9 protein-coding genes and 1 tRNA gene are annotated in these 13,174 nt (G+C 37.9%); 5 read left to right on the plus strand and 5 right to left on the minus strand.

From position 1 onward, the window contains the following. Positions 1-38: 38 nt before the first annotated feature. Together corA and P6N53_RS14735 are read right to left on the minus strand one after the other, a co-directional pair. A complete protein-coding gene (gene corA, locus P6N53_RS14730) occupies positions 39-1,007 on the minus strand; it encodes a magnesium/cobalt transporter CorA (RefSeq protein WP_304544484.1) in 969 nt (322 codons plus the stop codon). Between the two features lie 348 nt (positions 1,008-1,355). Continuing rightward, entirely contained in the window at positions 1,356-2,072 is a 717-nt protein-coding gene (locus tag P6N53_RS14735; protein ID WP_304544486.1) for a hypothetical protein, read from the minus strand. A gap of 360 nt (positions 2,073-2,432) precedes the next feature. Between P6N53_RS14735 and P6N53_RS14740 the strand changes: the two genes are divergently transcribed. Continuing rightward, positions 2,433-4,163 (plus strand): [Fe-Fe] hydrogenase large subunit C-terminal domain-containing protein, encoded by a 1,731-nt coding sequence (locus P6N53_RS14740; protein ID WP_304544488.1) that lies wholly within the window; start codon positions 2,433-2,435, stop codon positions 4,161-4,163. Between the two features lie 621 nt (positions 4,164-4,784). Further along, positions 4,785-5,189, plus strand: a complete 405-nt coding sequence (locus P6N53_RS14745; protein ID WP_304544490.1) for an Hpt domain-containing protein — start codon at positions 4,785-4,787, stop codon at positions 5,187-5,189. 106 nt (positions 5,190-5,295) lie between these two features. On the opposite strand, the gene P6N53_RS14750 is transcribed toward P6N53_RS14745, so the two are convergent. Then, positions 5,296-6,357, minus strand: coding sequence for an HD domain-containing phosphohydrolase (locus P6N53_RS14750; protein ID WP_304544491.1), 1,062 nt, complete (start codon positions 6,355-6,357; stop codon positions 5,296-5,298). 343 nt (positions 6,358-6,700) lie between these two features. Between P6N53_RS14750 and P6N53_RS14755 the strand changes: the two genes are divergently transcribed. Continuing rightward, a complete protein-coding gene (locus P6N53_RS14755) occupies positions 6,701-8,284 on the plus strand; it encodes a methyl-accepting chemotaxis protein (protein WP_304544493.1) in 1,584 nt (527 codons plus the stop codon). Between the two features lie 59 nt (positions 8,285-8,343). Here the strand turns inward: P6N53_RS14755 and P6N53_RS14760 are convergent, their stop codons facing one another. After that, complete coding sequence (locus tag P6N53_RS14760; RefSeq protein WP_304544495.1) at positions 8,344-10,284, minus strand: response regulator; 1,941 nt, start codon at positions 10,282-10,284, stop codon at positions 8,344-8,346. 164 nt (positions 10,285-10,448) lie between these two features. On the opposite strand from P6N53_RS14760, the gene P6N53_RS14765 reads away from it, so the two are divergent. Further along, on the plus strand, positions 10,449-11,981 hold the full coding sequence (locus P6N53_RS14765; RefSeq protein WP_304544497.1) for a PAS domain-containing sensor histidine kinase: 1,533 nt from the start codon (positions 10,449-10,451) through the stop codon (positions 11,979-11,981). Between the two features lie 100 nt (positions 11,982-12,081). Here the strand turns inward: P6N53_RS14765 and P6N53_RS14770 are convergent. Continuing rightward, positions 12,082-12,168 (minus strand) — tRNA-Leu (locus P6N53_RS14770). A gap of 395 nt (positions 12,169-12,563) precedes the next feature. Here P6N53_RS14770 and P6N53_RS14775 point away from each other — a divergent pair. Next, positions 12,564-13,160, plus strand: a complete 597-nt coding sequence (locus P6N53_RS14775) for a sigma-70 family RNA polymerase sigma factor (RefSeq protein ID WP_304544499.1) — start codon at positions 12,564-12,566, stop codon at positions 13,158-13,160. Positions 13,161-13,174: the final 14 nt, after the last annotated feature.

A 13,174-nucleotide genomic window follows, 5' to 3' on the forward strand; every position in this document is an offset into this window, starting at 1 on the left:
TGTATTTGTTTCGTAATAAAAGGGATAAGAAAGAATTTTTACATCCATTTTTTTTGGCGAAATAGCACAATCATCCAGGTTGAGACACCAATAAGACCTAAGGTAATACTTACCGTTGACCAAACAGAGTCTTGATCCGGCAGGGGCACATTCATACCGAAGAAGCCGGTAACAAAGGTGAGGGGCATAAAAATGGTAGAGATTAAAGTTAAGATTCTTATGGTATCATTTGTTCTGGCACTAATGATGGAAGCGTAAGTTGCCAGGGCGCCATCAACCAGGTCCTTGTAACCATCAATGGTATCGGTAATTCGTTCTAAATGGTCCCTTAAATCTAAGAAATAAGGTTGATTTTCCTCACTGATTACAAAGGCACTACTGCTAAAGTTATAGAAGATCCTTCTTTGGGGGATAAGGGCACGGCGCATAGTTAATATTGTTCTTTTTAGGGCTAGGAATTCATCGGTGGTTTCTTTACTTGGCTTTTCATAAATCTCCTCTTCCAGGTCCTCAATACGGTCTCCGATACGATCCAGGACGGGGAAATACTCGTCAATTAGACCGTCAATAATGGTATATAGAAAGAAGTCTCTGCCTTTATCCGATACGCTGGTATTCGAAAGGCAGATTTTGGCCAGTCTTCCCAAACTAGGCAGGGTATTTTTATGGACTGTAACAACATAATTTGGACCGAGAAAAACGCCTAACTGAACAAGCATGATTTCTTCATCACGCTCTTCATTATAGCGGATGGCATGCATTACCAAGAAATGATAGTCATCATATTTATCTAATTTGGCCCGGGGACTGTAATGCATACAGTCTTCCACAGCTAACTCGTGAAAATCAAATACTTCTGCAACATACTTTAATTCCTGCTCTGAAAAGTTAAATAAATCTACCCAGAGCATATTGTCCTGATTATTAATTTCTGTTGCTATATCATTCAAATTTACATCATGACGCATCCTAGAGGAGGAATTATCATATAAGTAAGTCTTGATCATAGCATCACCTCCAGCGGTGACTGTCACATTATAGGGGCAGTCTTAATGGTAAGAACTTTATTAAGTTTTATTTTCCTTGCTCCGGGGTACGGGTCATCCATTCTTACCACCTCCATCTGGAAAAATAAAAAAACCTTCACAATAATTAGAAGGTCAGCAGTCTATGCAGAAGCCTCACCTAATGACGAATTATATTCTATATAAAATATAGGTTATAAAAACTATGATGTCAACCAATTTTATTAAAAAATGGCCTAGAATAACGGATATCGAACAAATAACCTCAATAATAGTTAATATCTTTAAATACCAATGGATATCTATAGAAAACACACATTTTCATTAAAATTACTTATCAAACCTGCTGGGCATTTCTGAGTGCTGAGTTAATAGATTGGCTAATATCTTAGGGTCCACCTCTAAATACTTGCCCACCATTGATATTAGGCAATCAGCTTCACTTGGGTAGAACTCAGGAGATGTAGCCACCGTAATTATTTCTGCTGTTTGATCAAATATTGGCAGTTTCTCAGCAGGTAATATATGATAGGGAATAATTTTTTTACGGCCTCCTGGAAGTAGGCAAATAAGTTCTATATGCAGTGTGTCGTTTTTAATAGAAATTTCTCCCACCTGTTCAGGAGTAAAGATTTTACCAGGTACCCTAAGGGTATCTAGATCAATGGAACCATCAGGAAAGACCCAATATAGCTCAGAAACCAAGTCTTCCCTAATGGAATGCCACAGGTAGTTCTGACACCCCAGTTGTTTTAGTGTGATGAGATCGGGTTTGCTATTTCCATAAAGATCGCTATGGGCATCAATGTGGATGATAACGTTGTCGGTTGATTTATTTAACCACCACCTTAAATGACTTTGCATATGATTTGAAAACATAAACCTTTTTTGCCCTAGGGCAATACCTCTAGCTTTAAGTATATTAAATAATTTAGATGGATCTGCATAAGAGAAATTTTCACCTTTGAGGGGTCTGTGGTTCAAAAATGATTCCTTCATGATGGGTGCAACGAAGTAGTCCAAATCTATATCAAGATAAAGGGCCAAAAATCATGCCTCCTTTAAATAAAATAATTATTAGCATAACATAAGAACCTAGCCTTTAGAAAGTATGCTGTCAGAAGATGAGACAATTGTTCGCTAATGGAACGACACTGGTGTATAAAAAATAACATTGTGACGCCTTTAGAAGGTAAAATACAATATACCTCGTATCTTTTCAATAGGCATTGTTTTTGCTATAAATATATTAATGATAAAAGAATTAAATAAAAAGTTTGTTATTCAAGGTAAAAATAGCAGCCATTTGCCATTTTACAGAATTTTGCATAATTAGTACTCATTATTTAGAGGAATTGTAAGAAATATAACGAAAAATTATATAAACTGACTTATTAATGTTTGGGGGTGAGTTCCATCGCCTTAATATACACAGATTATAATAATTGTAGAAAGTGTTATGCCTGTGTTCGGGCCTGCCCAGTAAAGACAATTTCTATCCGTAAGGGGTTGCCGGAGATTATCGAAGAAGGTTGCCTTGGCTGCGGGCAGTGTGTCCTGGCTTGCTCCATAGGTGCAAAAACAGTGCATGATGATTCAATGAAGGTTCAAAATTGGTTAGCTGAAGGAGAAAAATTAGCAGCTTTGGTTGCTCCATCTTATCCGGCTTCCTTTGATTTACCTCCAGGAAAATTTATTACTGCTTTACGTACCCTTGGTTTTTCCTGTCTTCATGAAGTAGCCTATGGAGCAGGAATATGTGCTGAAGAGTATGTAAAAGTATTTAAAGATAAAGAAGAGCTGTCTGAGATTATCATATCTACAGCCTGCCCAGCTGTAGTTCAATTGGTTGAGAAGCATGTTCCTAAATTAATAGATAATCTTGCCGCAATAGACTCGCCTATGATGATTCAGGCTAAAATTGTTAAAGCACTTTATCCTGAACACAAAATAGTTTTTATTGGACCCTGCCTATCCAAAAAATACGAGGCCTCGGACCCACTTAATAGTGGGTATGTTGATGCAGTAATTACTTTTAAACAACTTCAGCAATGGCTTGAACAGCAGGATATGAGTATAGAGGAATTAATAGATGGGCAGTGGGATAACCCACAGCCTCATTTATCACGAACCTTTCCAATTAGCGGAGGCTTACTGAAGACGTCTGGTATTAATGAGGATGTTGCCAGCATGGAAATAGTGGTGATTGAAGGGGCCAGGCGGTGTATTGAGGTGCTTAGGTCAATAGAAAGTGGGGATTTTTCACCGAAGTTTATAGATATGCTGGTTTGCGAAGGATGTGTAATGGGGCCAGGAATGGTTAGCCAAAAACCATATGTTGTCAGGGCCCAGCAGGTGGCTGCCACAATTAAGGATTGTAATAATGCCGAGTCTGCTAGGGAGATAGATAAAGTATTAACAGAGCTGAAATTTATTAGGCAGTTTAGTCCAAAAGCTGTAATAAAACAAGAGTTCACCGATGAGCAGGTTTGGCAAATGTTAAAGGAAACAGGCAAGCAGACACCAAGGGATTTAATTAATTGCAGTGCCTGCGGGTACGATACTTGTTGGGAAAAGGCTGTTGCATGTCTGAGGGGACTAGCGGAGAAAGAAATGTGTCTACCATTTTTGCTGATGCAAGTTCCTTCTCTGACAAATAGTCTGATGGATATGAGCAAGAAGCTTATGTTATCCATGGAGTCTATAAACTTCTCAACCCTTACCCTGAAAGGAACTACCTCGAAGATTAACTCTAAAAATCAGCATTTAGAAGCATTAATAAATGAAACAAACACAATATCAAAGGATACCTTGGAATTGGCCGACCGAGTACTTGGCATGATTTCTCAATATCAAGCTCCAGATAAAACAAACGGTCAGTGGGGTTTGGCATCTTCTGATGTCGAACAATTGCAGTTAATTGCTGCCCAGAGTAGGCTTCAAGCTGAAAGAACAAATAGAACCTTTGAAGACATCACAGCGGTTCTTAATAATCTCAGGGAAGAAAGTGTAGCAATTTTGGAACAGGAAAGGGCAATTAAAGTTGTTACAAGTTCCATGGAGCAAGTAGTGGCTACCTACGAACAATTACTCAATATTGGTGCGGCAATGGCAAACATCGGAAGAAATTACGTTTGATGCTTTGATTAGTAAAGTGTATTGTATTCATGGTTTAGAACGGTTGCTTGTGTAGTTATGAACTGTTATAATAACAAAAAACAAGATGCAAGGGAGCATCGCTCAACACTTAAAGCAAAGGCGCGGAGATACCGTGCCTTTTTGTTTCTGAAATTATTAGGAAAGGGAGTGCAATTATGTCCAAGGATTTAATTAATGAAATATTAGAGGATGTTGGTCTTGAAAGAATAGATTACTCAGAACAAAAAGCCGGCTAAATTAGCCGGCTTTTTGTTGGATGATTTTTAAAGGTGGAGGGGAGAAGTCGGAATTGAACCGTACTCCAATCTGTTCACAGATCGGCTCGTGGGTTTGCAGTCCACAGGGGGGACCACCCCCGTTCTCCCCATTTATATATAGTATTTGCTCCAACAACTAAAAATACCTTCATACATAGTATGAATAAATAGAATAATTTGCAAATTACATATAACCTTAAGTTTATTGTTACCAAAAGGAGAAGAATGTCGAAAATTTTAGTCAGATATTTATTTCGTAGAGGATAATAGTTTTTAAATATAGAATATCTTATAGAATATCTTAATTTAAAAATAAAGCTTTGTAACTAAGGAAGGCAGACCCATGCTAGAAAGTAACAAACTATCAATAGAGCTATTGTCAATTGACAAAGCCATCTGGCAGAATATAACTGATTTAGTATCAGGGGATGATCCGGAATTTCTTATTAATTTAATAAGTACTTATCTTAGTTCGTCCCAATTTGTCTTTAATAATCTAGAAAAGTCCATAATGAGTGATTCAACTGGGGAGCTAAAAGATAAGGTCCATGCCCTTAAATCTGCTAGTGCAAATATTGGAGCGCTAGGACTGGTAAATATTTGTGGTAATTTTGAGGCGGTCTTAGGTTCCGGGGGAACACAGGATTTATCATGTGAATTTGCAAAAATTAAAGCAGCGTATATTTCAGTCTGTCAGGAACTGCAAAGCTTAAAGAAAGATATGATTAAACAAGGAAAAGGTCAGTAATTAGAGATTACCGACCTTTTCCTTTATTTCCTTATATAAGAACTTATGTAACTCGTAGATCAGCTCTTTGACACAATTACAGTAGTTACCTGAATAAAAAGTTATTTTAAGTGTACTGTTCTTTAATTTCAAGGAGTCGAGGCATTATATTAAGAAATGCCTCGACTAGGTTTGGGTCAAAATGAGTCCCTTTTCCCCTTTTAATCTCCTCAATAGCATTTTCTAATGGCCAAACATCTTTGTAGGGCCGATTGGAAACCAGAGCATCAAAAACATCGCAGATGGCTGTTATTCTGCCCACCAGGGGAATATTCTCTCCCTTAAGTCCCTGGGGATAGCCTGTACCATCCCATTTTTCATGATGGGTAAGGGCTATTGTTTTAGCCATTTGTAGCATTTCAAAAGAACTGCCTGACAAGATATTTGCCCCATAAACTGAGTGAGTTTTCATTATTTCCCACTCCTTTGGGTCCAGGGGACCTGCTTTAAACAAAATTTCATCGGGTATTCCGATTTTGCCAATGTCATGCATGGTACTGGCATATAACAACAATTGGCACTCTTCATCGGGAAGATCTATGGATTTTCCCAACTCAAAGGTGTACATACAGATGCGTCTAATATGAGACCAGGTCCCGTGGTCGCGGAATTCCGCCGCCCGACCAAGCCGGTGTATTAATTCAACCTGTAAATCCTGGAGTTTTTTTGTGCGTTTCTGCACCTTGTCTTCCAGTTTTTGTCTATGATCCCGTACCTCTTTGTGCAATAGACGCATTTCTAACATGTTTTTGATACGCATAAGTATTTCGGCATGATCAAAGGGTTTTGCTATAAAATCTTTTGCTCCTATTTTCAAAGCTTTAAGTCGGCACTCCTGATCGTTCTGGGCAGTAATTATAATAACAGGCAGGTAGTCATCACCTTTAATTCGGTTTAACTGTTCGATTATTTCAAATCCATCTGGAGGGGGCATTCTTAGATCCATTAGCAGCAGGTCTGGTTGATAAGTTTTATATAGGTCTAATACCTCAATTGATTTTGTAGTTGATTTAATGTTCCTATAACCTGAAATGGTCAGCAATCTTTGTAATAATAGAATATTTGATGGATTATCATCCACAATCAGAATGGAAGCATTTAGTATGTTATCTTCAATAATTGTAATCACCCCGACGCTTATTTTTTAAACTAGAAAAAATGTTATTGCAAATCATTCAGAGAAATTTTAACAACAAATAATGAATTAAAGTATATTAGACCAATCTTAAAAATAACTGACAGATACTTAAAAAATAAATAAATTATTAGCTGCATATCTGGTTTTCAAAAAAAATTTATCTAGAAATAGATATGAATCAATAAATTGTTAACTTATTTTTAAGTTATTGTCAGCATAAGTTTAATTAGATATATTATACTTTAGTTTATAAATGAAGAAAGATAAGGGGGAAAGTAAATAATCATGTTAAAGGAAAGCTGTAGGGTTGAAGTAAAGAGGGGAGTGGATATGGATGTGGTTTTCAGATTTAAAAATTAGGACAAGGTTAGTATCATCATTTATAATTGTAGCCTTAGTAGCTAGCGTCGTCGGCTATACAGGAATTCAAAGCATCAGAGAGATAGAAAGGCTTGACACAGAGTTATATGAAAATAATACAGCCCCACTAGAGCCACTTTTACTGATTACAGAAGATTTTCAAAAATCTAGCATTGCATTGAGGGATATTGTAATCACCAAGGATATGGATAAGAAGGTTGAATATCTTGGGCAACTGGAAAGCACTCGCCAGCAGTTAGATAAAAATTATAAAATATTTGAAGAAACTATGAAGGAAGAAGATATTCAGAAAGTTTACCAGGATTTTAGAAATAGGGGTGGAGAGTTTAGGGGTGTGGTGGATAGAATTGTTGAGCTATCCATGTCCGGCCAGGATGAAGAAGCTCTTTTATTGCTGAGGGGAGACGCTGACAGAATCACAGGTGAAGTAAGCTCGTTACTTCATGAAATTATTAACCTAAAAATAGAAGATGCTGAGAAAAAATCAGATAGTAATCGTGTAATCGCAGATAGGTCGGTATTTATGATGACAGTTTATATATTGGCAGCTCTGGTCCTTTCCATAACCTTAGGATTGCTAATAACGCGTATGATTACTAAACCTTTAAATCAAATGGTACAAGCAGCAGAAAGCATCGCTGCCGGGGATCTAAGGGCGGAAATCAATATTTCATCTAAAGATGAATTAGGAAGGCTAGGGCAGGCCTTTTCCTCTATGGTTAAACAACTAAGGGACATTGTTGGGCAAATCACAGAGAAATCCCAGATGGTCGCCTCCTCAGCCCGGCAGCTTAATTCAAGTGCTGAACAAACCTCTGCCAGCGCCAATGAAACAGCCTCTACCATGACCCAAATGTCGGCTACTGTGGAGGAAGTAACTTCAAATGTTCAAGAAATTGGTAGTATTGCAGATGCAAATAACAGAAGGGCTGTTGATAGTATTGAAAGCATTGAGAATCTTAACAAGCAAATGAATGGTATTGCAGTATCAACCAATGAAGTAACAGAAGTGATCAATGAATTGAGCCAAAAATCCAAAGAGATAAACCAGATTGTTGAACTGATAACAAGTATTGCAGATCAAACAAACCTATTAGCTTTAAATGCTGCCATTGAGGCAGCCAGGGCCGGCGATGCTGGGCGAGGCTTTGCGGTAGTGGCCGAGGAGGTTAGAAAGTTAGCCGAGCAGACAGCTTCAGCAACCAAGGATATTAAGGATTTAATTGATGCAATACAACATGGCTCCCAACGGGCAGTTCAAAGTACCTTTGAGAATACAAACCGTGTAAACGAGAGTAATGCTACAGGGGCTGTGGTTGGACAGGCTATTGGTGAAATCATTCAGGATGTACGTGGTTTGGCAACTATGATAGAAAATATTGTTGCTGCCACCGAAGAAATGTCCGCCGGAGTCCAAAATGTAGCTGCTACCACACAACAACAATCTGCCTCGGTGGATGAAGTTTCAGTGCTGGCAGAATCAATGACCAGATTATCTGAGGAATTAAACAGCCTGGTTGGCAGATTTAGAGTATAAGTTTAAATAAAGCCATCTCTTACAAGAAGGTAGGAGATGGCTTTTACTTAACTTAAGGCTTATCTGTTTAAATCCAGTACATAACCGGCACCGCGCAGTGTATGAATAATAGGAGGATCACCTAGTTTGCGGCGTAATCTACCGATATAAGACTCAACAATATTGGTGCTGCCGGTGATGTTATATTCCCAAATATGTTGTAGGATAATTTCCTTGGTTAAAACTTTCCTGGGGTGTCGCAAAAATAAATACAGCATATTAAACTCGGTGGTTGTTAAATTTATACGATTTTGTCCTCGTTGGGCTTCCCGACGTGATGTCCAGAGGCGTAAATCGGCATAGGATAATTCATCTTCTTGGTTTTCTATATCTTTTCTATTTCTGAGTAAGGTCTGAAGACGCATCAATAGTTCTGTGAAGTTAAAGGGTTTTGTCATATAGTCATCGGCACCCGCCCTTAAACCTTCAATGCGGTCCTCAACTTCACCCTTACCTGTGAGCATTAAAACAACTGGATTGCACAGAGATTTAAGTCTGCGACAAATATCAATGCCTGTTGTATCGGGTAGTACCCAGTCTAAGATAACTGCACTGGGGGTAATTTTCCTCAAATGCTCCATTGTTTCTGCACCCGAGCGGGCAGTATATACATTATAACCTTCATATTTAAGGCCTAGGGAGAGGTAGTTTATTACTACGGGATCGTCATCTACCACTAGAACATCCTTTACAGTTGCTTTTCCTTTTAGCGAGGGAGCCTGATGATTTATTTTATTGTGATTCACAAAGTTAACAGATAAAAGTTCATTACACACCAAACTAATCCTAGAGATGATTTCAGAAATGGCAGTTTTCAACCCTGAACAAATTGCCTCATCCAGTTGCTTTGTTAACTCAATAAGTTCCTGGGACCCTATGCTGGTACCACTTGTTTTCAAATTGTGTGTATGGCGAGCCAAGGATAGTGAATCTCCACTCTCTAAGGCTTCCTTTAGAGCAGCCACCTGGTTTGGCAAATTTGAAAGATATAAGCTAGACAATTCAGTTTGTGACAGGTTGTTAGTTAAAGGAAATTCCACTTTCTGTGGGACCCATTTGTTCAAAATCTGGCTTAATAGCTGATAATCAACAGGTTTATTTAGATAGTCATTCATTCCCGCTTTCAGGCATTTATTTCGGTCTTCATGGGTATTATACGAAGTTAAAGCAATTATGGGGATATGAGAGTTTAGATTGGATTCCATTAACCTGATAGATCTGGTTGCCTCATACCCGTCCATACCTTTCAACAGGCAATCCATAAATATTAGTGCATAATTATTGCTAGCTGCCTCTTGGACGGCCTGTTCCCCACTTTCAACAATTTCACAACTATATCCCAATTTATTAATCATTTTCTTTAGGATCATCTGGCTTACTGGCTCGTCTTCGGCAATTAAAATCTTAGTATTAACTTCTTGAGCATTATTACCATATATTCCGAGGGTGATTTTGCTTTCAACCTCTAATACACTGTCACTATTAGCATCGGCAATAGGAATATTTAACCAAAATCCACCTCCATATTCTTCGGCATAATTAAACCCTGTTTTTCCCCCTGCAAATTGCGCAATTTGTTTTGCAATAGCCATACTTAACTGTTTCACAGATTCATAATCAGGTTCCTTTATGCTGGCCAGCAGGTAGCTCTGCCCCTTAAATTGAAAAGGTTTAATTGTAGCATAAACCCTTATAGGGGTTCCGTCTTTCTTTTGAGTAGATATTAGCTCTTTATACCCTGTTGAATTGGAAAGGGATGTAGCTTTATTCTTGAATATCTTGGAGGAGAGAATATCATGGAGGTTGATATTTTCAATTTGGCTGTTGCTATAGCCTAATAATTTCAAAAGAAAAGAATTAACCAGAATTATTTCGCCCTTTGCTGAGAGGATCATAATACCCTCGGGCAGTTCATTAACTATTACTTTAAGAAACTCATAACTGTTTTCAAGTAACTCCACACTTCCGACCCCTTATTTCTTTTCTGTTAAAGTACTATTTTAAAATAGCAGATCCTCCTTTTTCTTTTTATAATGATTAAATATTTCATTTATAGCTAAATTATTTGAAGGAATTTTTGGGTTATTATTGAAAGTATTTCTTATATTTTTTAGGGGGTTTTTATATGCCCAATAACGATGAATCTAAAAATGTTTATATTTATGGCAATGACTTTCTTGAAGGTGAATTGAATAACTATCATATACAATTGAAAAGGCTTGTTAATGAGCGTACCGCTGCTCTAAGGGAAAGTAATAATCGATATGAGGCTTTAATTAAATCGCTTCCTGTGGGTGTGTTTCAAATTGATTTTGAGGGAAAATGTTACTACATTAATGAGCAATCCAGCAGTATTTTGGGACGCCCCTTTGATGAATTAATTGGAGTCAGATGGCAAGAGGCTATTCATCCTGAGGATAGAGAGAAGGTTGTTAGGGAGTGGATTCGTTGTTATAGGAAACAAACCCCCTTTTACATGGAGTTGAAGTTTATTAAACCAAAAGGAGATATTGTTTGGGCAGTTGCCCGAGCTAATCTATATATTGGTAACGGCAATCAGGTTTGCTATGTAGGAACCCTTACGGATATTACTGAAAGGAAAATTGCAGAAGAAAGACTTCGTTCCTCCCAAGAGCGCTTTTCCAAGGCCTTTAATGCAAGCCCTACCCCATTGGCTATCATATCTATTAGGACAAAGAGAATTCTTGATGTTAATGAGATATTTATTAAGTATACAGAATATAGCCTTGAAGAATTGCTTGGTGCTACGGTGGAGGAACTAATTATCATGCTGTCCCTGGAAGAAAAAATAGTTAGCTCAATTAGAGAGGTGGTGGTCCATAAAAATACCCTCAATAATATTGAAGTAAGGATTTGTTCAAAAAATGGGGGTATACGCTATGGCTTATTATCTACGGAGTTCATTAGCTTAGATAATGATATTTGCATGTTGATTGTTATAAATGACTATACTGATAGAAAGAGGTTCGAGTGTGAAATAACAAGACTGGATCGTCTAAGTCTTATTGGGCAAATGGCCTCGGGTATTGGGCATGAAATAAGAAACCCGATGACCAGTGTAAGGGGCCTTTTACAGTTGCTAAAAGCAAAAAATGATTTTGCTAACTATATAAATTATTTTGATGTAATGATTGGCGAGCTAGATAGGGCTAATACTATTATTCAAGAGTATCTTTCCTTGGCTAAAAAGGATGTGGAGGATCTAAAGCCCCATAATCTTAATCATATTTTGGAGGCTATTTATCCGTTAATATATGCTGACGCAATTAACAGCAATGTGGATTTAATTATTGAGAAGGAAGAGCTTCCCCTAATATCTCTCAATGAAAAGGAAATCCGTCAATTGATCTTAAATCTTGTCAGGAATGGATTGGAAGCAATGACCTCCGGCAAAAAATTATTCTTGAGTACCTATAGAGAAGGAGAACAAATAATCCTGGCCGTCAGGGACCAGGGGGAGGGAATAAATCCCTCGTTAATAGATAAACTTGGCACCCCATTTATAACCACTAAGGATAGTGGAGTAGGCTTAGGCTTAGCAACCTGTTACTCCATAGCTTCCAGACATAATGCCGCCATTACCTGCGAGACAAGTTCCTCAGGAACTACCTTTTATGTACATTTCAAGATTAGTTGACTATAAGGAAGATCAACATCATCCAATGAATATAAATTGCCTTAACACAGAAAAACAAAAAGTCATGTATGAATACAAATCCTCATACATGACTTTTTATTGGTGCCGAAGGTGGGAGTCGAACCCACACTCTTTTAAGGGAGCCGGATTTTGAGTCCGGTGCGTCTGCCAGTTCCGCCACTTCGGCTTGTTGTGTTGTCGCCTACTTATTATACGAAAAGAAAAACAAAGTTTCAAGGGATAATCATAAAAATATATCATAAAAATAATGAGTTCTTTGGGAAAAAATATCAATTTCCTATACTTGAATAAATTTCATATGCCAAAAAAAATATTTAGTGGTATACTGTCACAATACCTGGAGTTTTACGTCATAATTATATGCAGTGAAATTATTACATTACCTGTCTGGACATTGATACCACTGCTGGCTAATATTTGCTAAAGGATTTACAATGTGCAGTGTAGAAGATTTCTTACAAGCAGAACATGGATACTAATTAATCAATTGGAAACAAATTACTTGGTTTCTAATAGTCTAATAAAAGTAATATACCTTTCGAGGGAAGAGGAGGGGGACCCTTGCCCCTGGAGCATCAATTATTAGTAGAACGAAGTAAAAAGGGCGACAGAGCAGCCTTTGAGCATCTGGTTCAACTATATGAGAATAAGGTATATACAATTGCTTATAGGTTAATGGGAAATCATGCCGATGCAGCAGACCTTGCTCAAGACTCTTTTATAAAGATATATCAAGCCTTGCCTAACTTCCGTGGTGATGCAAGCTTTAGCACTTGGATATATCATATCACGGTCAATGTTTGCAGGGACGAGTTGCGTAAGAGGCAAAGAAGGCCAACTGTTTCCCTAGATGAACCAGCTAATGATAATGGAAGTACATATGAGGTTCGCAGCACCGCTCCCGGTCCAGAGGAAGAATTGGACAGAAATGAAACTCAGGCCATGGTTCAGCGGTGCCTTAATTCTCTTTCTGATGATTACCGTACAGTTCTAGTAATGAGAGAGATTAAGGAAATGTCATATGAAGAAATTGCCGAGGCTTTGGGATGTTCACTAGGAACTGTTAAATCTCGACTTAGCAGAGCCCGACAAGCGTTAAAGGAAAAAATAAGTAAACAGATGGAACTTTTACCCCCTAGTAATCGTCTAGCTAAGTAAAGGAGGGATGTTCC

The organism is Desulforamulus aquiferis (assembly GCF_030577015.1).
Taxonomy (GTDB): Bacteria; Bacillota; Desulfotomaculia; order Desulfotomaculales; family Desulfotomaculaceae; genus Desulfotomaculum; species Desulfotomaculum aquiferis.

What these genes read in the sequence shown, in the direction of transcription:
- corA (WP_304544484.1), bottom strand. Translation starts at nt 1,007, where the DNA reads ATGATCAAGACTTACTTATATGATAATTCCTCCTCTAGGATGCGTCAT.
- P6N53_RS14745 (WP_304544490.1), top strand. Translation starts at nt 4,785, where the DNA reads ATGCTAGAAAGTAACAAACTATCAATAGAGCTATTGTCAATTGACAAA.
- P6N53_RS14755 (WP_304544493.1), top strand. Translation starts at nt 6,701, where the DNA reads ATGTGGTTTTCAGATTTAAAAATTAGGACAAGGTTAGTATCATCATTT.
- P6N53_RS14765 (WP_304544497.1), top strand. Translation starts at nt 10,449, where the DNA reads ATGCCCAATAACGATGAATCTAAAAATGTTTATATTTATGGCAATGAC.